The organism is Mycobacterium sp. 852002-10029_SCH5224772 (genome assembly GCF_001667315.1).
In the GTDB taxonomy this organism is placed as follows: domain Bacteria; phylum Actinomycetota; class Actinomycetes; order Mycobacteriales; family Mycobacteriaceae; genus Mycobacterium.
In genome coordinates this window covers 89,898-111,774 of the sequence record NZ_LZHT01000029.1, presented here as the reverse complement: position 1 = coordinate 111,774, position 21,877 = coordinate 89,898, and the positions used below count along the sequence as shown (strand labels likewise).

General features: G+C 67.5%; 17 protein-coding genes. 7 read left to right on the top strand and 10 right to left on the bottom strand.

What is annotated here, in order from left to right:
* Positions 1–26: 26 nt before the first annotated feature.
* The 3 genes from A5775_RS07490 to A5775_RS07480 all read right to left on the bottom strand — a co-directional run bounded on the left by A5775_RS07490 (position 27) and on the right by A5775_RS07480 (position 3,391).
* Entirely contained in the window at positions 27–608 is a 582-nt protein-coding gene (locus A5775_RS07490) for a TetR/AcrR family transcriptional regulator (RefSeq protein ID WP_067249998.1), read from the bottom strand.
* Positions 608–1,849 (bottom strand): cytochrome P450, encoded by a 1,242-nt coding sequence (locus A5775_RS07485; RefSeq protein WP_197512403.1) that lies wholly within the window; start codon positions 1,847–1,849, stop codon positions 608–610. The genes A5775_RS07490 and A5775_RS07485 overlap by 1 nt, the downstream gene beginning before the upstream one ends.
* Positions 1,850–2,023: 174 nt before the next feature.
* Positions 2,024–3,391 (bottom strand): FAD-binding oxidoreductase, encoded by a 1,368-nt coding sequence (locus A5775_RS07480; protein WP_067249991.1) that lies wholly within the window; start codon positions 3,389–3,391, stop codon positions 2,024–2,026.
* A gap of 72 nt (positions 3,392–3,463) precedes the next feature.
* Between A5775_RS07480 and A5775_RS07475 the strand changes: the two genes are divergently transcribed.
* Both A5775_RS07475 and A5775_RS07470 read left to right on the top strand, forming a co-directional pair.
* Positions 3,464–4,300, top strand: coding sequence for a uracil-DNA glycosylase (locus A5775_RS07475; protein ID WP_067249987.1), 837 nt, complete (start codon positions 3,464–3,466; stop codon positions 4,298–4,300).
* A 234-nt stretch (positions 4,301–4,534) separates the two neighbouring features.
* Positions 4,535–5,566: an LLM class flavin-dependent oxidoreductase gene (locus A5775_RS07470; RefSeq protein ID WP_067250065.1), complete on the top strand. Its 1,032-nt coding sequence runs from the start codon at positions 4,535–4,537 to the stop codon at positions 5,564–5,566.
* A 6-nt stretch (positions 5,567–5,572) separates the two neighbouring features.
* Here the strand turns inward: A5775_RS07470 and A5775_RS07465 are convergent, their stop codons facing one another.
* Positions 5,573–9,487: a bifunctional diguanylate cyclase/phosphodiesterase gene (locus A5775_RS07465; RefSeq protein WP_067250069.1), complete on the bottom strand. Its 3,915-nt coding sequence runs from the start codon at positions 9,485–9,487 to the stop codon at positions 5,573–5,575.
* Between the two features lie 162 nt (positions 9,488–9,649).
* Positions 9,650–10,084 (bottom strand): HIT family protein, encoded by a 435-nt coding sequence (locus tag A5775_RS07460; RefSeq protein ID WP_067250062.1) that lies wholly within the window; start codon positions 10,082–10,084, stop codon positions 9,650–9,652.
* A gap of 86 nt (positions 10,085–10,170) precedes the next feature.
* On the opposite strand from A5775_RS07460, the gene A5775_RS07455 reads away from it, so the two are divergent.
* On the top strand, positions 10,171–11,556 hold the full coding sequence (locus tag A5775_RS07455) for an amidase (RefSeq protein WP_067249983.1): 1,386 nt from the start codon (positions 10,171–10,173) through the stop codon (positions 11,554–11,556).
* Positions 11,557–11,561: 5 nt separating this feature from the next.
* Here A5775_RS07455 and A5775_RS07450 read toward each other — a convergent pair whose 3' ends face one another.
* Entirely contained in the window at positions 11,562–12,062 is a 501-nt protein-coding gene (locus A5775_RS07450; RefSeq protein WP_067249980.1) for a DNA-deoxyinosine glycosylase, read from the bottom strand.
* A 39-nt stretch (positions 12,063–12,101) separates the two neighbouring features.
* On the opposite strand from A5775_RS07450, the gene A5775_RS07445 reads away from it, so the two are divergent.
* Positions 12,102–13,226, top strand: coding sequence for an adenylate/guanylate cyclase domain-containing protein (locus A5775_RS07445; RefSeq protein WP_067250058.1), 1,125 nt, complete (start codon positions 12,102–12,104; stop codon positions 13,224–13,226).
* A gap of 288 nt (positions 13,227–13,514) precedes the next feature.
* Entirely contained in the window at positions 13,515–14,099 is a 585-nt protein-coding gene (locus A5775_RS07440) for a hypothetical protein (protein WP_067249976.1), read from the top strand.
* Positions 14,100–14,142: 43 nt separating this feature from the next.
* Here A5775_RS07440 and A5775_RS07435 read toward each other — a convergent pair whose 3' ends face one another.
* The 3 genes from A5775_RS07435 to A5775_RS07425 form a co-directional block, all read right to left on the bottom strand.
* Positions 14,143–15,912, bottom strand: a complete 1,770-nt coding sequence (locus A5775_RS07435) for a serine/threonine-protein kinase PknH/PknJ (RefSeq protein WP_067249973.1) — start codon at positions 15,910–15,912, stop codon at positions 14,143–14,145.
* A gap of 171 nt (positions 15,913–16,083) precedes the next feature.
* The gene (locus A5775_RS07430; RefSeq protein ID WP_067249971.1) at positions 16,084–18,003 is read right to left on the bottom strand and encodes an ABC transporter ATP-binding protein; all 1,920 of its coding nucleotides are present in this window, start codon (positions 18,001–18,003) and stop codon (positions 16,084–16,086) included.
* Entirely contained in the window at positions 18,000–19,766 is a 1,767-nt protein-coding gene (locus tag A5775_RS07425; protein WP_067250055.1) for an ABC transporter ATP-binding protein, read from the bottom strand. Before A5775_RS07425 ends, A5775_RS07430 begins: the two co-directional genes overlap by 4 nt.
* A gap of 182 nt (positions 19,767–19,948) precedes the next feature.
* On the opposite strand from A5775_RS07425, the gene A5775_RS07420 reads away from it, so the two are divergent.
* Entirely contained in the window at positions 19,949–20,506 is a 558-nt protein-coding gene (locus A5775_RS07420) for a DUF3558 domain-containing protein (protein WP_067250048.1), read from the top strand.
* Positions 20,503–21,075 carry a DUF3558 domain-containing protein gene (locus tag A5775_RS07415; RefSeq protein WP_156660599.1) on the top strand — a complete coding sequence of 191 codons (573 nt, stop codon included), beginning with the start codon at positions 20,503–20,505 and terminating at the stop codon, positions 21,073–21,075. The genes A5775_RS07420 and A5775_RS07415 overlap by 4 nt, the downstream gene beginning before the upstream one ends.
* Before the next feature lie 7 nt (positions 21,076–21,082).
* Here the strand turns inward: A5775_RS07415 and A5775_RS07410 are convergent, their stop codons facing one another.
* Positions 21,083–21,586 carry a histidine phosphatase family protein gene (locus A5775_RS07410; RefSeq protein WP_067249967.1) on the bottom strand — a complete coding sequence of 168 codons (504 nt, stop codon included), beginning with the start codon at positions 21,584–21,586 and terminating at the stop codon, positions 21,083–21,085.
* Positions 21,587–21,877: the final 291 nt, after the last annotated feature.

The window sequence follows — 21,877 nt, the reverse complement described above, 5'->3', positions numbered from 1 at the left end:
ACCGACGTCGGCCAATCCGGCGGCGCCTAGCCGCGGGCGGACACCGGCGTCACGATCGGGACGACGAACTCCTCGATCATCGCCCGCTCCTCGTTGTCGTCGCGGCCCGGATACATCAGCATCGAGACGATCACCCGGACCACCCAGCGGGCCCGGCGTTCGACGGCCGCGGGATCATCGGCTCCCAGCGAGTGCAGGAACGCCGTCGCCAGGGCCGCGATCACGTCGGACTGCCCTGCGAGCTCACCGCCGACCGGCGGGCGGGTCGTGGCGAACCAGGACGCCAGCGCGGGACTTTCGCGCACCATCGTCAAGGTGACGAGAATGCTCGCGATCAACCTTTCGTGCGGGTCCTCGATGCTGCCGGTGCGCGCGAGGATCTCGCGGCCGAGCCGGTGGGTCTCGCGGTGCACATAAGCGGTGCGCAGGGCGTCGCGATTTTCGAAATACCGGTACAGCGTTGCGCGGGAACACCCTGCGGCCCTGGCGATTTCGTTCATGCCGATCGAATCGGAGTCGCGCTGCGTGTAGAGCTCCTCGGCCGCGTCGAGGATCCGGTCGGCGGCCGCTTCGTTGCGGCGCGACGAAAGCCAGTCGTTCCCGGCCATCAGGACTGCACTCGAATCGGCACCGACAGCGGCCGCCGCACGTAACTGCCGCCCGCCCAGACGATGCCCGACTCGTCCACCTCGAAGTCCGGGCATCGGGCCAGCAGTTCGGTGAGCGCAACCCGCGACTGCATCCTGGCCGCGGCGGCGCCCAGGCAGTGGTGTGCGCCGTGGCTGAACGTCAGAATGTTGCGCGGGCATCGGGTCACGTCGAGCTCGTTGGCGTCCGGCCCGTATTGGCGTTCGTCGTGGTTGGCCGACGCGTAGAGTAGCAGCGCCCGGCGTCCGGCGGGAATGGTGGTATCGCCGATCGTCACGTCGCGCGTGGTCGTGCGCGCCAGTCCTTGGACCGGCGAGGTCATCCGCAGCAACTCCTCGACGGCGTCGGTGATCAATTCGGGGTTGTCCACCAGGAGCTTTCGCTGGTCGGGCCGCTCGTGCAACACCGGCATCGACCCACCGAGCATCCCGGTGACGGTGTCGTTGCCGCCGGTGACCATCGTGAACGTGAAGGCCAGGATCGACAGCGTGCCGGCGATGTCACCGTCGGCGCCGACCCCGGCAGCCACCAGGTGGGAGATGGTGTCGTCCTCGGGGTCGGTGCGACGACGTTCGATCAGGCCGGTGAAGTAGGCCATCATCGACCCGACCGCATCGCCGACGGTTTCCAGCGCGCCGGCGACGCCGCCTTCGGCGGTGTTAGCCGCGACGATCGCCTGGGTCCAGCCGTCGAATTGCACCCAATCCTCTTCGGGCACACCGAGGTAATGTGCAACCACCATCGACGGCAGCGGTTTGAACAGCTCGGTGACGATGTCGCCGCCGCCGGCCGAGCGCAACCCCTCGATGCGCTCGACGACGAATTCCCGCACCTTGGGCTCCACCGCCTCGACCTGTCGCGGCGTGAAGCCGCGCGACACCAACTTGCGAAACTCGGTGTGCACCGGCGGATCCTGCATCACGAATGGCGGATTGTCCTGCAGCCCAATCAGTTCCAGATCGTCATAGTTGACGGTCAAACCCTTTGCCGAGGAGAAGGTTTCGTGGTCGCGGGCGGCGGCCCACACGTCGGCGTGCCGGGAGAGCACGTAGTAGTCATGCTCGGGGTGGCTGGGTGGCACGACGTGGTGCACGGGATCGTGGTCGCGCAACGCGCGGTACATCGACCACGGGTTCGGCCAGGTGGCGGCGGTCGCGAGCTGGAAGGCGACCGGCGCGTGGTGAGACATAACGACAGCCATGTCTCATTCGTACGACAGATACAGCAATATGTCAACCATCGCTGGCGCCGAGTGTGCGGACAGCCGCACATTGACCGCCGAATGTGCGTACAGCCGCACATTCGCGCAGCCGCAGCCGCAGATTCGCGCAGCAGCAGCAGCAGCAGCAGCCGCAGCAGCAACCGCAGCCGCAGCTCAGATGCCCGACCCGGGATTGAGGATGCCGTGGGGATCCAACGCCGCCTTGATGCGTCGGTTGAGGTCCATCACGTCGGGTCCGAGATAGCCGGCCAGCCAGGGCCGCTTCAACCGGCCGACGCCGTGCTCGCCGGTGATCGTGCCGCCGAGACCGACGGCCAGGTCCATGATCTCGCCGAACGCCAGATGGGCGCGTTCGGTCATGTCGGCATCGGCGGGGTCGTAGACGATCAGCGGGTGGGTGTTGCCGTCGCCGGCGTGCGCGATCACCGAGATCATCAGGTCGCGCTCGGCGGCGATGCCCGCGATCCCGGTAACCAGCTCGCCCAGCGCCGGAAGCGGCACCCCTACGTCCTCCAGCAACAGCGATCCCTTGGCTTCGACGGCCGGGATGCAAAACCGCCGGGCGACGACGAACGCCTCACCCTCGTCGGGATCGTCGGTCGAAAACACTTCCGTCGCAGCGTGTTCCGCGAACACCTCGGCCATGATCTTGGCATCCTCGCTACCGGCGCGGCCGCGCTCGTCGGATCCGGCCACCAGCATGGCGGCCGCCCCGCGGTCCAGGTCCATGCGCAGGGTGTCTTCGACGGCGTTGATCGCCACCGAATCCATGAACTCCAGCATCGAGGGGCGAAGCCGCGCGGTGACCCCGAGCACCGCGTCGACCGCGTCCTGCACCGACGCGAAGCTGGCGACGACGATGCTGGACGCGTTCTGCTTGGGCACCAGCCGCAACGTCACTTCCGTGACGACGCCCAGCGTGCCTTCGCTGCCGACGAAGAGTTTGGTCAGCGAAAGCCCCGCGACGTCCTTGAGTCGCGGCCCGCCCAGCCGGACCGCGGTGCCGTCGGCCAGGACCACCTGCATGCCCAGCACATAGTCGGTGGTGACGCCGTACTTCACGCAGCACAGCCCGCCGGCGTTGGTGGCGATATTGCCGCCGATGCTGCAGATTTCAAATGAGGACGGATCCGGCGGATACCACAGGCCGTGTTCGGCGGCGGCCTTCTTCACCTCGGCGTTGAACAGCCCGGGCTGACATACCGCGGTCCGGGTCACCGGGTCGACGGCGATGTCGCGCATCTTCTCCATCGAGAGCACGATGCCGTCGTCCAGCGCGGTCGCCCCGCCGGACAGGCCGCTGCCCGCGCCCCGGGGCACGACGGGTACCCGGTGCGCGGAGGCCCAGCGCAGCACGGTCTGCACCTCTTCGGTGCGCCGCGGCCGCACCACGGCCAGCGGTTTGCCGGCCGACGGGTCGAACGCGCGGTCCTGGCGATAGCCCTCGGTCACCGTGGGATCGGTGACAACCATGCCGTCGGGCAGGTCGGCGATCAGGCTGGCCAGGGCGTCAGAGCTCACGGCCCGATACTAAGCCCGCGTCACGGCCGCGATCGTCGGCAAACCAATGGATTTCGTGGAGGCCGCCGCCCAATGCAGGATGTTCATGTGCTCGACCACCCCCGCACCGGCCAGCCGTTCGACTCTCCGGTTGCCGCGGGTACCGGATGGCCCGGGGATCCGGCCACACCGCAAACCCCGGTGGCGGCCGATGCCGCTCAGGTGGTCGCGCTCGCGGAACAGGCCACCTCGATACCCGAACTCGACGCCCTGGTCAGCGTGTGCCGGGCCTGCCCCCGGTTGGTCGACTGGCGCGAGGAGGTCGCCGTCGTCAAACGCCGGGCCTTCGCCGACCAACCGTATTGGGGGCGGCCGGTGCCCAGCTGGGGAGCGGCGCGACCCCGGCTGTTGATCGTCGGGCTGGCGCCCGCCGCGCACGGCGCCAACCGCACCGGCCGCATGTTCACCGGCGACCGCTCGGGCGACCAGTTGTACGCGGCGCTGTTCCGGGCCGGTCTGGTGAACCAACCGACCAGCGTCGACGCCGCGGATGGGTTGCAGACCAAAAAGATTCGCATCGTCGCGCCGGTGCGGTGTGCGCCTCCCGCCAACGCCCCGACCCCGGCCGAGCGGGATACCTGCTGGCCCTGGCTGCGGGCCGAATGGCAGCTGGTGGCCGAGCACGTTCGCGTCGTGGTGGCTCTCGGCGGTTTCGGCTGGCAAATCGCGCTGCGGCTGCCGGGCGCCGCCGGTAGAGCAGTGGGACGCAAGCCCCGGTTCGGCCACGGCGTCGTTGCCGACCTGGCGCCCGGCGTGCGGTTGCTCGGCTGCTACCACCCGAGCCAGCAAAACATGTTCACCGGCAGGTTGACACCGGCAATGCTCGACGACGTCTTTCGCGAAGCAAAAGAACTGGCGGGGATCACGTGAACCAGGCTCTGTTCTCCGGTGCCAGCGTGGCGGGTACGGTGACCGCGTTTGGCTTGGGCGGCACGGATATTCGCTGACCGTGCTGGACCGCATGGGGCTGCTGGCCGCCACCGAGAAGCGTACGACGCAAATCCGCGGCGGCTCCGTCGTCGACCGGGACGGTGCTGAATTGTCCCTCGAGGAGTATTGAGCCGGGCCGGGAACGATTGCGGGCCCGCGCGCGTTGACGCCATCGTGCGTCTTTCCGTCCTTGATCTCATCCCGGTGCGCACCGACCAGACGACCGCAGACGCGCTGGCGGCCACCGTGCAGCTGGCACAGGCCGCGGATCGGCTGGGTTTCACCCGCTACTGGGTCGCCGAGCACCACAACATGCCGTCGGTGGGTGCCACCAGCCCCCCGGTGGTGCTCGCCTATCTGGCCCCGCAGACCTCGCAGCTGCGGCTCGGCTCGGGCGGGGTGATGCTGCCCAACCACGCGCCGCTGGCGGTGGCCGAGCAGTTCGCGCTACTGGAAGCCGCCGCCCCGGGCCGCATCGACCTCGGCATCGGGCGGGCACCGGGATCCGACCCGGTGACCTCCTACGCCCTGCGCGGCGGACACGACGACCGGGACATCGAAAATTTCCCCGAATACCTCGACGACGTGGCGGCGCTGATGAGCGCGCGTGGCGTGCGGGTTCCGTTGCGCTCGGGCGACTACACCCTCAAGGCCACCCCGGCCGCCGCCACCGAACCGCGCCTGTGGCTTCTGGGTTCGTCGATGTATTCGGCGCATTTGGCCGCCGCCAAGGGGCTGCCGTACGTGTTCGCACATCACTTCTCCGGCCAGGGAACCGACGAGGCGCTCGAGCTTTACCGCTCCCGTTTCAAGCCCAGCGCCGTGGCCGCGGAGCCGCTGACTTTCTTGACGGTCAACGCGGCGGTGGCCGACACCCGGGAGGAGGCAACGGCGTTGATGTTGCCCAACCTGCAGATGATGGCCCGGCTGCGGACCGGGCAGCCGCTCGGGCCGGTGCCGCTGGTGGAAGAGGCCGCGGCGGCCGAGTTGACCGGGCAGCAGCAGCGGATCGTCCAAAGCGGTCTGGAACGCTCCGTGCTGGGTGCGTCGGCCGAGGCCGCCGCGCAGATCCGGGCGCTTGCCGAACGGTTCGGCGTCGACGAGGTGATGGTGAACCCGGTGGCTTCGGCCCGCCGCGGCACGGACCCCGGCGCCGCACCGGCGCGCGTCGCGACGCTCGAGCTGCTGGCCAAAGAGTTGTTCTGAGGCCCGTCACCCGTTGGATCGGCTGGAGTGGGGGGTCGGCGCGTGGCTGGCGATCCAGTCCTGTAACTCCTCCGGCGGCAACGGCGGGCTGTGCACGAACCCCTGGGTGATCATGCAGCCGTACCGCCGCAGGGCGTTCAGGGTGGCCTCGTTTTCGACGCCCTCGGCGACCAGATCGGCGCCCAGGCTGGACGCCAACGCCACCGTGGACCGGACGATGGCGACCGAGCGCGCGTCGTAAGCCAAGCGCGAGACGAAAATGCGGTCGAGTTTGAGCTCGTCGACCGAAACCTCTTGCAGGCGAGCCAATGACGACCAGCCGGTGCCGTAGTCGTCGAGCGATATACGAATCCCCAGGCGCTGCAATGCGGTGACGGTGTTTCGAGATCGCACGGAATCCACCAGCGCGCTCTCGGTGATCTCGAGAATGAGCGCGTCCGCGGGAAGGTCGTGATTTGCAAGCAGCCGCTCAACGGTACCGACGAGCTCGATATCGAGCAGGTTGGTCGTCGACAGGTTCACCGCGACGGTGAGCGTGATGCCCTGCTCGCGCCAGCACCGGACCTGCTTCAGAGCCATGCTCAATGTGCGGTTGGAGATCTTGCGCATCAGTCCGGCTCGTTCGGCGGCGGACAAGAACTCCTCCGGCAGCAGAGTTCCGCGGCGGGGATGCTGCCAGCGCAGCACCGCCTCGACACTGTGAACGCTGCCGTCGCGGCCGTCGATCTTGGGTTGGTAGTGCAATTTCAGCTCGTCGGTGTCGAACAATGCCGTACGCAACTCCTCGATGAGGTTGGGGTCGTTGTCCCGATAAATCTCGAACGACGAGTCGTAGACCGCGATCTTGCTGCGGGCGGATTTGGCGTGCGACATGGCGGTCTCGGCGCGGCTGAGCAGCTCTTGCGGATCGTCGCAGTGGTCGGGACAAAGCGCGATGGCGATGCGGCCCTCTACTTGCACGGTGATCGGATCCAAGGCGATCGGTTCACTCAACGCTTCCAGCAGCCGCCCCGCCTGAGCGCTGGCGGCAGTGAGACTGGCCCCGTCCGCGAGCAGCACCGCGAATTGGTCATAACCCACCCGTGCGAGCACATCGTCACGACGGACACTGCCGGACAGGCGGTTTGCGATATGGCACAGCAGCTCGTCGCCGAATTCGCGGCCGATCGAGTCGGTGATCTCGTGAAAATCACTCAGGCTCAACAACAACAGTGCCCACGGCGCGTGTGCCCTGCTCGGCATCGACGCCGCCGCCGGTGACTCCGCAGCGGGCAGCGCGGTTAGAGCCGTCGCCAGTGAATGCCGGTTCGGCAGCGCGGTCAGCTCGTCGGTCATGGCGTGCTTGGCGTGCGTTTGCAGCAGGCTCACGTCCCGGAAGGTCAGCGAGAACCGCCCGGCGGCCACAACCAGGCTCAACGCCGCCAGCGTCGCGGCGGATCGCGAGTAATGTGCCAGGACAATCACTCCCAATGCCACAACCGAGGAAGCCACCGGGGTGATATACGGACCGAATCGGTGTCTGGGCAGTGGCGCCGTCGGCGACGAACGGGCCCAGCTCGCCATCGCGATGAGCAGCGACGATGCGGGCCAGCAGACGTCCAGCAGGGAGCCCGCGCGGTACGTGCCGGCGGAGGTCTGGAACATGTACGCGCCGTCGGCCACCGCGAACAGAACCAATCCGGCCACCAGCAGCGGCCAGCGAATTTCATTGCGCCAACCGAGTATTGGCAACATTCCGGCGGCCAGGGCCAGGAGCACCAGATCAACCCACGGGTAGGCCAGACCCATCCATACGGTGGCCGGTGTGCGCAGCGTCGCCGCCCGGATGGGCCCCTCGGTCAAGGCCGCGGCCACCGCCGCCAACGTCAACGCGCACACCACCGAGTCGAGCTGAACCGGGATCGGCAGCCGCTTGAACCGTGCCCGCATGAGCAACAGCAGCCCCGCGTAGACAAAGGGGTAGTACGCCAGGTACACCGGGTCAGCCACCGATGGGGATCGACCGTCGGGCACCCACAAGGCGTAGACGACGTCGCCCGCGGCCGAGAACGCCATACCGGCGGCGATCAGTGACCACGCCAGGCGGTCGGCCGGGACGTGGTATGCGCGCAGGGCGATCAGACCGGCCGCCACCGCGTTCAGCACCGAATACAACGTCGTTGCCGAGAAGATGCCATGTCCGGAAGCGGGATGTAGGGCCGTGGACACGGCGAAGGCGGTCACGCCGATCGCCAGCACCGCGAAGGCGGCCTGGATACCTCCCGGTGGCCGTCGGCCGGCGTCGGCGGCATCGGAGGGCGGGCTCGATGTCGCCGCCACAACGCCGGAGACGGGCGGCTGTGGTGTCGCCTCGGCGCTGCCGTTGCCGCCAACACCCGACGCAACCGCGGATTCCTTCGAGCTGGGAGGCGGCGGAAACGCGTACGGCATCGGGAGGTCAGGCATGAAGCTGCGGATGCATTGCCCGCCTTCGCGTTTGGCGGCGTACATGGCCAGGTCGGCGTGCCGCATCAGCTGATCGACCGTGCAGGCGGACGCGCCGGTGCACACCGTGAACCCGATGCTCGGCCGAACCGTGATCGGAATGCCGTCGATCAAAACGGCCCCGGAGAATGCGTCGAGGATCCGATGCGCGGCCGCCTGCGATTCCTTGACGGAAGCCTCGATGATCGCCGCGAATTCGTCCCCGCCGAGTCGGGCGACGGTGCCGCTTTCGCCCAACGTCGCGGTGAGCCGCCCGGCCACCCGGACAAGGAGTTCGTCACCCGCCGGGTGGCCCAGGGCATCGTTGACCGCCTTGAAGTTGTCGAGGTCCAGACATAACACCGCGATGGGCGTGCCGTTGGGATGTCGGCGCGCAACGGCCTGCTGCAGCCGGTGCAGGAAGAGGGCCCGATTGGCCAGACCGGTCAGGTGGTCGCGATACGCCTCGCGCGCGACTTCCGACAGCAGATCCTGGTTTTCGATCAGGACGACGAACTGGCGGGCCAAGACGGCGGCCACCAGTATGCCCAGCGCGCCGATTACGGGTTCATGCATCGAATTGCCCGCCGCATGTCCCCAACCCACCGCGGCCGCCACGATCAGCGGCAAGTAGGGCAGCCACAGCCGGGCCCGGAATTCGATCTCATCCGGCGATGCCGGCGCGGGATGCGCGTGCACGGCGGACAGTGCTGCCAGCGCCAACGTCGCCAGCCCGGCCACCCGGACCAAGTCATTGACCTCGCCGGTGTGGTAGCTGCCGAGGCCCGTATGGAAAACGAGCAGCAGGTCGGCACCGCAGATGGTCGCGATGCCGCCCGCGAGCAGGCTGCGACTCGGACGGTCGCCCGGCCGAGCCCGGGACAACATCAGGATTGCAATCGTCAGCTGGACGATGTCGGCGAAGACCTCTCCCAGCGTCACCAGTTGTGTGCCGGAGCGTTCCCGCAGCTGCGCCTCGACCACGAACACCCAGGCAATGACGAACAGCGACGTCGCCACGATGAGACCGTCGAGCAGCAGGCGCCGGGGAGTGTGGCGAGACAACAGGGACAGCAGGATCAACGACGCTGTGGCGCCGATCGGCCACAACATCAGCACGTACTCGGTCACCGCCGGATGGACGGCGTGATCGTATTCCGGGCGCACGTCGTAGACCGCCCAGATGATCTCGCCGGCCCCCCAGCCAAGCAGCGCCGTAACCAGCGCCAGCCAGCCGTATCGCTGCCGTCCAACACTGGATCGGGCCGTGTGCGCCGCGCATGCCGCCGTGATGACCAGACATACCGCGATGACGAACTCGTTGACCGGCCGCGACCCGTACGCTCCGCGCCACCCATAGAACGACGACAGCAGGATCAACACCCCGGCTGTGCCGTATACGCCGGCGAGCAGCCACCCGGCGGGCGCGGGCACCCCCGACCGCCGCCACGGATTCAACACCCGCCGTTTCATAGCCGCTCCAGCCGCTCCCCTGCTGTCTGGTGAAGAAGCGAACAACTTCACCACCAGGGCATTAAACCGCCGCGGATGTGCGCTAAGTGTGGCTTTAGCCAGGTTGGTGCGGCCGCTTGCCTCACCTTGTGGCGGCGGGCGCCGAGCCTAATCCGGTTGACTTGCGTCGATACGGGCCAGCGCGTTGCGCAGAATCTGGCCGGTGGCGTCGCGGTCGGGGTCGCGGCGCAGCAGCATTCCTTTGGCCACCGACAACTTGTCGCCGTTGCGGCGCGGCAGGACGTGCAGGTGGATGTGGAACACCGTCTGGAAGGCGGCGGCGCCGTCGTTGATGGCGATGTTGGTCGCGTCGGCCAGTTCCGTCGTGCGCGCGGCCCGGGCGATGCGTTGGCCCAGGGTGACCATTCCGGCGAGCGTCTCCGGCGCGGTGTCGGTGAGATCGACGCTGTGCCGCTTGGGCACAACCAGCGTGTGGCCGCGGGTGAACGGGCGGATGTCGAGAATCGCGAGGTAGTCGTCGTCTTCGTAGATCCGGATGGCCGGAGCTTCCCCGGCGACGACCGCACAGAACACGCAGGACATGTCGCCCACGGTACTTGTTGCCGCCCCGCAACCACGTTCGAGACCGGTAGCGGCCAGCCCCTACTCGCAACGGATACGCTGCCGCAGTGAATGATCTCGCCTTCGCCGGCGCGGCGGCACAAGCGCGCCTGCTGGCCAACGGTGAACTGACCGCACCGGAGTTGCTCGAGGTCTACCTGGAGCGGATCGCGCAACTGGACAGCCAGCTGCGTTGCTACCGCGTGGTGCTCGCCGACCAGGCTCGCTACGAGGCCGCCCTGGCGCAGGACCGCCTGGACGCGGGCGAACGGCTGCCGCTGCTGGGCGTGCCGATCGCGATCAAAGACGACGTCGACGTCGCCGGCGAGGTGACGACCTTCGGCAGCGGCGGACACCGACCCGCGGTGACCTCCGACGCGGAGGTGGTGCGCCGGCTGCGCGCCGCGGGCGCCGTCATCATCGGCAAAACCAATGTGCCCGAGTTGATGATGCTGCCGTACACCGAGTCGCTGACTTTCGGAGCCACCCGTAACCCGTGGGATCCCAGGCGCACGCCCGGCGGCAGCTGCGGCGGCAGCGCCGCCGCGGTCGCGGCCGGGCTGGCTCCGCTCGCGCTGGGATCCGACGGGGGCGGCTCGATACGCATCCCGGCGACCTGGTGCGGCGTGTTCGGCCTGAAGCCGCAACGCGATCGGGTGTCGTTGGAACCCCATGACGGTGCCTGGTACGGGTTGAGCGTCAACGGCCCGATCGCTCGGACGGTGATCGATGCAGCCGTGTTCCTGGATGCCACTTCGACGGTGCCCGGCCCCGAGGGGGAGTTCGTCACTGCGGCGACGCGCAACCCCGGCCGGCTGCGAATTGCGTTGAGCACCAAGGTCCCAACCCCGCAACCGGTCCGGGTCGGCAAGCGGGAGTTGACGGCGGTCGACCAGGCCGGTGCGTTGCTCCGCGATCTCGGCCATGACGTCATCACCGCCGACCCGGAGTATCCGGCATCGGCGATGTTCACCAACTACCTGCCTCGCTACTTGCGCGGGATCTGCGACGACGCGGACGCCCTGGCGCACCCGGAACGACTGGAACCACGGACCCGCAACATGGCCCGCTTGGGGTCGTTCTTCTCGGACCGCCGGATGGAGGCAATCCGCGCGGGCGAGGGGGCCGTCGTCTCGCGGATCCAGGCGATCTTCGACGATGTCGACGTCGTCGTCACGCCCGGAACCGCGACGGGCCCGTCTCGTATCGGCGCGTATCAGCGGCGCGGCGCCGTGTCGACGCTGCTGAGGGTGGGGCAGTACGTTCCCTACCAACAGATCTGGAATCTCACTGGGCAGCCCGCCGCGGTGGTGCCGTGGGACTTCGATGGGGACGGGATGCCGATGTCGGTCCAACTCGTGGGCCGGCCGTACGACGAGGCGACCCTGTTGTCGCTGTCGGCGCAGATCGAAGCCGCTCGACCGTGGGCCCTTCGCCGGCCGCCGGTGTCATGAGAGGGTCAAGCGCCCGCGCCTAAAGCCCTGGCCCACGCCGCGAGCTTGTCACCAGGCCGCATCGCGCGGGCCGGGCTGGTCGACGGCAGCCGGTGGTACTGGATCTCTTCGGGTGCTGACGCCAGCCTGCGGTACAGCTCGGCGGCCTTGACGCCGTTGAAGTACACCGCCGTGATGCCGGGGTAGTCGGCAAACAGCTCGCCGAAATCGTTGACCACCAGAGTCTTCGGATCGATCGCCGCGTCGGCGCTGCCGCTGCGCCGGCACGTGTGCAGCACATCCCAGAGGGCGATTCCGTGGGATTGCAGTTCCGCCAGACGCCGGTCGTAGGGCGCGGTCGCCTCGAAGCCGAAAAGCTCACCGGTGATCGTCCAGAACGCATTGCGCGGATTGGCGTAGTACTGGCCCGCCACCAGTGATTGCGTACTGGGAAACGAGCCCAGGATCAGCGTTGTGACGCGCTCGTCGATGATCGGCGGGAATCCCCGCAGCAGGGGTGTGCTCATCCCTCACATCATGGCGTGCCGGCGTTGTACGTTGGCGACGTGCACGACCGGGACGACCACACCATCGACGACCTGCTCGAAGGGCTGGAGGGCACGGCGCGCACGGAACGGGCCGAGCTCGTGAAGTGGCTGCTCGAGCAGGGCATCACCGCCGAGGAGATCCGGACGACAAATCCGCCTCTGTTGCTGGCCACCCGCCACATCATCGGAGACGATGGCACGTACGTGTCGACCCGGGAGATCAGCGAGACCCACGGCATCGACCTGGGGCTGCTGCAGCGAGTGCAGCGCGCCATCGGCCTGGTCCGGGTCGACGACCCCGACGCGGCTGTTCACATGCGCGCCGACGGTGAGGCCGCCGCCTTCAGCCAGCGTTTCGTCGAGGTGGGACTGGATCCCGAGCACGTAATTCTGGTGGTCCAGGTGCTGGCCGAAGGTCTGTCTCGGACCGCCGAAGTCATGAGGTACTCCGCGCTGTCGGCGATCATGCGCCCGGGTGCCACTGAGCTCGAAATCGCGCAGGCCTCAAAGGCTTTGGTGACCGAAATCGCGCCCATGCTCGGCCCGATGATCCAGCACATGTTGTTCATGCAGCTGCGCCACATGATGGAGACCGAAGCGGTCAACGCCGCGGAGCGCGCCGCCGGCAAGCCGCTCCCGGGGGCGCGCCAGATCAGCGTTGCCTTCGCCGACCTGGTCGGATTCACTCGAATAGGCGAGGCGGTCACGCCCGAAGAGCTGGGGCACCTGGCCAACCGGCTGGCCATCCTCGCCCGCGACATGACCGTTCCTCCGGTGCGTTTCATCAAGACCATCGGCGACGCGGTGATGTTCGTGTGCTCCGACCCGCATCCGTTGCTCGATGTGGTCGTGAAGCTCGTCGATGCGGTCGATTCCGACAACGACTTTCCCCGGTTGCGGGCGGGGGTGGCCTCCGGCATGGCGGTGAGCCGGGCCGGCGATTGGTTCGGCAGCCCGGTCAACGTGGCGAGCCGTGTCACCAGCGTGGCGCGCCCGGGCACGGTCGTGGTGGCGGATTCGGTGTGGGACGTCATCGGGGAGCGCGGTGAGTTTTCGGGGTCGTTCGCCGGTGCCCGCCGACTCAAGGGCATCAAGGGCGAGGTCAAGCTGTTTCGCATCCGGCGGGGCGACGGCGGCGACTGACCGCCGCTGGCGCGGCGAATGGGTGGCGTCTGTCGATATGGGCAGGCCCGGTGCGCCTCCTGGGGGCGTCTGACTCCGTCTTACGCGTGTCCTACGCGGCCGGATTCCTACCCCGTGTTCCGGCACTTCGAATCGGTCGCTTCCCGGGCCTGCTTCGTCACCCAAAATACGCCGTCGAACAGCCCGGATCAACGGGTTTCCGGGTCAGGGATGAGATCGGTGCCGGCCGTCTTTTCGCTGCCGGTGAACAGGGTTCCGTAACTAGTGCAACGGTGTAATTATGTAATCATGAAAGCCCATCATGCACACGGGCGGCGATACGGCCGCCCCGGAGGCTGGCAGCAAGCCCAGCAGCCCGACGCCAGTGACGCCGCGGAATGGTTCGCCGGGCGTCTTCCCGAAAAGTGGTTCGACGGCGACCCCACGGTGACCGTCGACCGCGAAGAGATCACCGTCGTCGGAAAGCTCGCGGACGCGGCGAACTCCGAAAGTGAAGAGAGCGAGGCCCGCGCGGCCGGGCGCGCGTCACGATTCCGCGAGGAAACGCGGTCCGAGCGCATGCATATCGCCGACGAAGCTCAGGATCGCTACGGACGCAAGGTTTCCTGGGGGGTCGAGGTCGCCTCCGCAACGGGTACAGAGCGAATCCTGTTCACCCACATCGCAGTACCGGTCATGACCCGGCTCAAGCAACCGGAACGCCAGGTACTCGACACGTTGGTCGATGCCGGTGTCGCCCGGTCACGCGCCGACGCGCTGGCGTGGTCGGTGAAGCTGGTCGGTGAACATGCCGAGGAGTGGCTGGCCAAATTGCGCGACGCGATGACGGCAGTCGACGACCTGCGCGCGCAGGGTCCCGATCTGCCGTCGTAGCAATGTCGCAGCGCTCCAACGGCATTGGCGCGTAAGAGCCCGGCTACTCGTTGTCGATTTTGGCGACGATCTTGTCCGCGATCCGGCCGCCTTGATCGCTGATGCGGTACCCGCACGCGTTGATGTCGACGATCACGTTGTTGGCCACGCTCAGTGCACGCTGGCACTCCCAGCCGTCGGCGCCTTCCTGGCTGTCCATCAGCGTGATTTTCGGCGGAGTGCCCTGAACCTGAGCGAACGTCCACCGATAGGTCTTGGTCTTGTTCGTGACGGTCACCGTCTTTTCGGCGCAGCCTTTCCACTTCTCGACCGAGGTCTGCAGGAAGCTCTTGGCCTTGTCGGCGGACGGGAACAGCACGACGGCCTGGTTGACCCAGTGGTCGTAGTTGTCGCCCGGCTCGGAGGACACCAGCCCGTTCACCGATGTGTAACCGGTGCCCGCGTACACCGGATCTTGGGTCGTGTAGAGCGCACCCTGGCAGTCGGGCACCGACACCGTCACCGACGAACTGTCAGTCGACGTAATGGGTTTGCCCGGCTGCATCGTCGATGAGCCCATCACGGCATTGATGTCGGACGGAGGGAGCAGCAGGGCGCTGAGACGCTCCGCCCCCAAGGGTTCGGCAGGCGGCGGCTCCGGATTGGGCCGCATGACGAGCCAGACGCTCACCCCGCTCGCGATGAGAACGACCACCACGGCGACGGCCGCGACGACGGGCCAGACGTTGCGGTGCGGTTTGGGTGGGGGCCGGCCCCAGGGCGTCGAGGGGGCGAACTGCGGTGGCGGGCCGCCCCAGTTGGCGTTGCCGCCTTGGTAATACGGTGCCGCGAACGGCGACGGCGGTGGGGTGTTGAAAGCGGGTTGATACGGCTGGGGAGGCGCCGGTGCGGTGTTCAGCCGGGGGTCGGGATGGTCGGGCCTCGGCAGCGCGGCGTCTTGGCTGCGGCGCAAGATGGTGGCGGCGCGGTCTTGGTCGGGGTTGCTCAGCGCTTCCTTGGCGGCCCGCGCGAGGTCACCCGCGCTCGCGTAGCGGTCCTCAGGCTTTTTGGCCATGCCGCGGGCGATCACCGCATCGAAGGCTTTGGGGATATCCGGGCGCCGCTGACTGGGCGCCGGTATGGGCTCCATCAGGTGAGCGGAGACCAGCACGCCGGCGCTGTCGGCACGGTAGGGCGGGGACCCGGTCAGGCACTCGAACAACACGCACGCCAGGGCGTAGATGTCGGCGCGGTAGGTGACTTCGGCGTCGGAAAACCGTTCTGGCGCCATGTATTTCCAGGTGCCGACCGCGGTGCCGAGTTGGGTGAGTTTTTCGTCGGTGGTGGCGCTGGCGATGCCAAAGTCGACGAGGTAGGCGAAGTCGTCGCTGGTGACCAGGATGTTTTGCGGTTTGACGTCACGGTGCATGACCCCGGCGGCGTGGGCGGCATCGAGTGCGGAGGCGACCTGGGTGATGATGGCGACCGCGCGCGGCGGGGGAAGCGGGCCGAAGCGTCTGAGCACGCTGTCCAGGTCGGTGCCCTCGATCAAACGCATCTCCAAAAAGATCTGGCCGTCGATTTCTCCGTAGTCGTGTACGGGCACCACGTGGGGTTCCTGCAAACGGCCCGCGGTGCGGGCTTCGCGTTTCATCCGCTCGCGAAAGACCGGGTCTCGGCTGAAGGTTTCGGAGAGAAGCTTGACCGCCACGGTCCACTCCTTGACGGTGTGTTCGGCCTCGTAGACCTCACCCATTCCACCGCGGCCCAGCAGCCGCTTCAGGTGGTAGGGGCCGAACATCGACCCCGCCCGTGAGGCCTGCTCGTCGCTCATTCCTCATCCTTCCAACCCGACCCCGGCCCCGCCGGTCCTACTGCCGGCGTTGTGGGCGGACGCACGATCGCGACCCGTGACTGAGCAATCATGACGGTAAGCGCACACCCGTCCCGGCGCACGATAACGGCCACAATCGCCGCGCTTGACCTGCGCCAGATGCTTTCGGTGTCAGGCCCGGGTCATCGCGTAATAGGCGCCGCGCCGGGCCAGCAGTTCGGCGTGGTTGCCTTGTTCGACGATCCGGCCGGCCTCGACCACCAGGATCCGGTCGGCATCGCGGATGGTCGAAAGCCGGTGCGCGATAATGAAACTCGTCCGGTCGCGGCGTAGATCACACATGGCGTGCTGGATGAGGGATTCGGTGCGGGTATCGACCGAGCTGGTCGCCTCGTCGAGGATCAGCAGCTGCGGGCGGGCGAGAAACGCCCGCGCGATGGTGAGGAGTTGCTTTTCGCCGGCGCTGATGTTGGCGCCGTCGCCGCTGACCCGGGTGTGGTAACCGGCCGGCAAGGACCGTACGAACCGGTCGACGTAGGCCGCCTCGGCGGCCGCTACCACCTCGTCGTCGCGGGCCTCGGGGCGTCCGTAGGCGATGTTCTCCGCGATCGTCCCGTCGAAGAGCCAGGTGTCCTGCAGCACCATGCCGATCCGCGACCGCAGCGAATGCCGGTCGATCGTGGTGATATCGACCCCGTCGATGAGGATCTGGCCGGCGTCCACGTCATAGAACCTCATCAGCAGGTTCACCAGCGTGGTCTTGCCGGCCCCGGTCGGTCCGACGATCGCCACCGTGCTGCCCGGTTCGACCACCAGCGACAGGTCTTCAATCACTGGGGCGCCCGGCCGGTAGGCGAAGCTGACGTGCACGAATTCGACGCGCCCACCGGGCCGCGGGGCCGTGCCGGTGGGCGAGGGCCGCGTCGCGGGCTCGGGGTCCGGCGGTTCTTCGGGCTCGTCGAGCAGGGCGAAGACCCGCTCGGCGCTGGCCACCCCGGATTGCAGGGTGTTGTACATCCCGGCCAGTTGGCTCAGTGGCGAATTGAATTGCCGGACATATTGAATGAAAGCCTGGATGTTGCCCAGCGTGATGTGCCCGGTGGCCACCTGCAGGCCGCCCACCACGGCGACGGCGACGTAGCCGAGGTTGCCGATGAACGTCGTCGCGGGTGCCACCAGCCCGGAGAAGAACTGGGCGCCGAAACTGGACTGGTAGACGTCGTCGTTGAGGGTGCGGAACTGCTCGCGGGCGGCGGCCTGGTGACCGAAGGTCTTGACCACGGTGAACCCGCTGTAGGTCTCTTCGAGATGGGCGTTGAGGCGTCCGATGCTCGTCCACTGGGCGAGGAACAGGCGCTGAGAATGCCGCACGATCGCCCGCGTCGCCAGCAGTGACAGCGGCACCGTCAGCACGGTGATCCCGACCAGCAGCGGCGAGATGGACAGCATCATCGCCAGCACCGCAACCACGGTGAGAACCGACGTCAGCAGCTGGCTGATCGTCATCGACAGTGACGATTGGACGTTGTCGATGTCGTTGGTGACCCGGCTGAGCAGTTCGCCGCGCTGGCGTCCGTCGAAGTACGACAACGGCAACCGGTGGATCTTGTCCTCGACATCGCGGCGCAGCGCCACCATGGTGCGCTGCACGGTGAGGTTGAGCAGCCGGGCCTGCGCCCAGATCAACACCGAGGAAACGAGATAGAAGACCAGCGCCAGCGTCAGCGTTCGTGCGACCGCGTCGAAGTCCACACCGTGGCCCGGCACCACGTTCATCCCGGACAGCAGGTCGGCGAAGGTGTCCGCACCCCGGCTGCGCGCGGCGGCGACGGCCTGCGCCTTGCTGATGCCGGCGGGGAGCTGGCGGCCGATGACGCCGTTGAACAGCAAATCGGTGGCATGGCCGAGGATCCGCGGAACGATTACGCCGATCGCCGTGCCCACGATGCCCAGCGTGATCACCGCGATGCTCAGCCTGCGTTGCGGCGCAAGCTGTTTCACCAGGCGAGCGGCCGAACCCCAGAAATCGCGAGACCGCCCGGCCGGCGCCGGGGCCGCGCCGCGGGTCGCGGCGTGAGTCGACGGCGTCATTGCGTGCCCCGGATTCGACCCGATGGCATGGCGCCCACCGCTTGCGAATCGGCGAATTCCGCGTAGGTGGCGCAGTCGGTGAGCAGCGACTCATGCGATCCGGCGCCGACCAGCCTTCCACCATCCAGGACGATCACCTGGTCGGCCTGGGCGGCAGTCGAAACCCGTTGGGTGACAACAATGACGGTGGCCCGGCTCGATATCGGCTGCAACGATGCGCGCACCCGCGCGGCGGTGTGCACATCGAGGGCGCCGAACGAGTCGTCGAACAGATAGACGGCCGGGTGACGTATCACCGCCCGGGCGATGGCGAGTCGTTGTCGTTGCCCGCCGGAAAAGTTGATGCCGCCCTGGGCCACCCGCATGCGCAGCCCGTCGTCGTGTGCACGCACGAACCCGTCGGCGTCGGCCACCCGTAACGCCTCCCACATATCCGCCTCGGTGATGACCTGTCCCGGGGCGGCGCCGTAACGCAGGTTGTCGGCGACCGTTCCGGAAAAGAGGTAGCCGCGCTGGGGGACCAGGCCGATCGCCGACCACAGCCGCTCGGTGTGGTAATCGCGGACGTCGATGCCGTCGACCAGGACAGCTCCGCCGGTGACGTCGTAGAGCCGGCAGATCAGCGAGACCAGCGTCGACTTTCCCGAACCCGTACCGCCGACGATCGCGGTGGTGGTCCCGGGCCGGGCGGTCAACGAAATGTCCTGCAGGACTGGGCGGTCGGCGCCCGGATAGGTGAAAGTCGCACGGTCCAGGCGGATCACACCGGTGATCGGGCCCGGGGGAGACTTCGGGTTCGGTGGGTCGGTGACGGCCGGGCGGGTGGAGAGCACCTCGGTAATCCGTTCGGCGCACACCGCGGCGCGCGGTAGCACCACCAACGTCATCGTCGCCATCAACACCGCCATCAGGATCTGGGTGAAGTACGCCAAGAAGGCGGTCAACGAGCCCACCTGCATTTGGCCGCGATCGATGCGCAGCCCGCCGAACCAGATCAGTGCGACGCTGGACACGTTGATGGTCAGCGTGGTCACCGGCAGCATCAACGCCTGCCAGTTGCCCGCGGTCAGTGCGGTATTCGACAACGCGGTGTTGGCTCGCGCGAAGCGGTCACGCTCGAAACCTTCCCGGGCGAACGCCCGGACCACCCGAACACCGGCCAGCTGGTCCCGCATCACCCGGTTGATGCCGTCGATCAGCCCCTGCATTCTGCGGAACAGGGGCAGCATGTGCGACATCACCCAGTAATTGGTCACCGCCATGATCGGCACGCTGACCAGCAGCAGCCACGTCAGCGCCGCCTCTTGGTGGATGGCCATGACGATTCCGCCGAGGCACATGATCGGGGCCGTCACCAGCACGGTGCCCGTTATCTGGACCAGGTACTGGATTTGGCGCACGTCGTTGGTGCTGCGTGTCAGCAATGTCGGCGCGCCGAATCGGGCGCTCTCGCGCTCGGAAAAGGTGACGACGTGTTCGAACACCGCCCCGCGCAGGTCGCGACCAAACCCCATTCCGGTCCGGGAGCCGAAATAGACCGCGCCGACCGAGCACAACACCTGCAATCCGGTGGCCCCGAGCATCACCATGCCGAGCCTGACGATCGTGGTGGTGTCGCCCTTGGCGACGCCCTCGTCGATGATGGCGGCATTGACGGTCGGCAGGTAGAGCGAGGCGAGGTTGCTGATCAGCTGCAGCACCATCAGCACCGCGACCAGCCGCCGGTACGGCTGGATGTACTGGCGCAGCAGTGCCAGGAGCATGGGGTAACTGTCGCACACCGTCGGGCCGGGCGTCCCCGCCAACCGCCGGATGGCCAACGCGCGCACCGCACTCGTTGGCGGCGTCGAAATACCTGCTCAGGCGCGTCGGTGGTTGACCCGCTGGGCTGCCGCTACAGTGCATCGTGTGGACCAGCAGCGGGCGGAACGGAAGCAGGGTAGCGGTGCGGCGTAACGCGAGGGCGCTGGCCCTTGTGGCGTCAGCATTGACGATCCTGTTTCCCGCGGTGGCAGCCTGCTCCGATTCCGGCGGCAACAAACCCGGCGCGACGGCGTCGTCGACGCCGCAGAAAGGGCAAGGCAACCACGGGCCGATGTTTCCGCAATGCGGCGGCATCAGCGACCAGACGGTGGCGGAGCTCACCAGGGTGACCGGACTGATCAATACCGCCCGCAACTCCGTCGGGTGCCAGTGGCTGGCCGGCGGCGGCATCCTCGGGCCCCACTTCTCCTTCTCCTGGTATCGCGGTAGCCCGATCGGACGTGAACGCAAGACCGAGGAGCTCTCCCGTGCCAGCGTCGACGACATCAACATCAACGGCCACGGCGGATTCATCGCCGTCGGAAACGAACCCAACCTGGGTGACTCGCTGTGCGAAGTAGGCATTCAGTTTCAGGACGACTTCATCGAATGGTCGATCAGCTTCAGTCAGAAGCCGTTCCCGCCGCCGTGCGACATCGCGAAAGAACTGGCTCGTCAGTCGATTGCGAACTCGAAATGACGGCCTCGATGCGCGCCGGGTCGCCGGGCAGGACGACTGCCCGTGCCGCCGCAGCGGTGTTGCTGGCCGCGCTGCTGGCGCTGACCGGGTGTTCCAGGTCGATCGGGGGCAACGCGGTCAAGGCGGGCGGCAACGTGCCCCGCAACAACAACTCCCAGCAGCAGTACCCGAACCTGCTCAAGGAGTGTGAGGTCTTGACCAGCGACATTCTGGCCAAGACCGTCGGCGCCGATCCGCTCGACATCCAGAGCACGTTCGTCGGCGCGATCTGCCGGTGGCAGGCGGCCAATCCGGCCGGCCTGATCGACATCACCCGGTTCTGGTTCGAGCAGGGCAGTCTGAGTAACGAGCGCAAGGTCGCGGAGTTCTTGAAGTACAAGGTCGAGTCGCGGCCGATCGCGGGGATCGACTCAATCGTGATGCGTCCCGACGACGCCAACGGCGCGTGCGGCGTGGCCAGCGATGCGGCCGGGGTGGTCGGCTGGTGGGTCAACCCGCAGGCGCCGGGTATCGATGCGTGCGGGCAGGCCATCAAGCTGATGGAGCTGACGCTGGCCACCAACTCCTGATCGAGGCTCATCGCGGCACCTCGAAGCCGATGAGCGTGGCCACGCCGAGTTCCACCTTTTTCCACGCGCACGGCACGGCGAGCACCGCGATCGCCGACGTGGGGAACTTGGCCGAAATTCGTTCGGCGGCACCGATATTCGTGTCCCCGGCACCGCTGAGCCCCAGCGCCAGTGTCGACATCGTCGGTTCGTGCCCGATGACCAGCAGCGTGCCGACGGCGTCGTCCACCGTGTTGATCTCGTCGATCAACGTGCCGGGGGTGCTGGCGTAGAGGCGCTCGCTGTATCGCACCGGCGCGTCAATGCCGGTGTTGAGCAACGTCTCCCGGGTGCGTGTCGCCGTGGAGCACAGCACGCCGTCGATGGCGGGCGCATTGGTGCGCAACCAATCGCCGGCGAGCCCGGCCTGCCGGATGCCGCGTGGGGCCAGCGGCCGGTCGTGGTCGGCGACCCCGGCCGGGTAGTCGGACTTCGCATGCCGCATCAACAGCAAGGTGCGCTGGCCAGTCACGAGCAATCAGATTAATGACTGCGGCAAGTCGTCGTCATCCGCGTCGTCGACGAGCAGTTTCTCGGGGTGGTGGCCGGGGTTGGTTGGCAGACGAAGCGGCCGAGCTCGGTTGTATCCGGCAGGCCTAGCGAGTGGAGACGTCGGTCGACTGGCAGCACGGTCTCGGCGCCGACCGCCAGGACCAGCCTAAGGGGACGAATCCTAATTCCTCTGCGAATTTGTCCCGGGCGTTGTAGAACTTGGAATAGCAGTCCCCCGCTCGAGGCACGCGCTGCCATTTGCCGAAGCCAG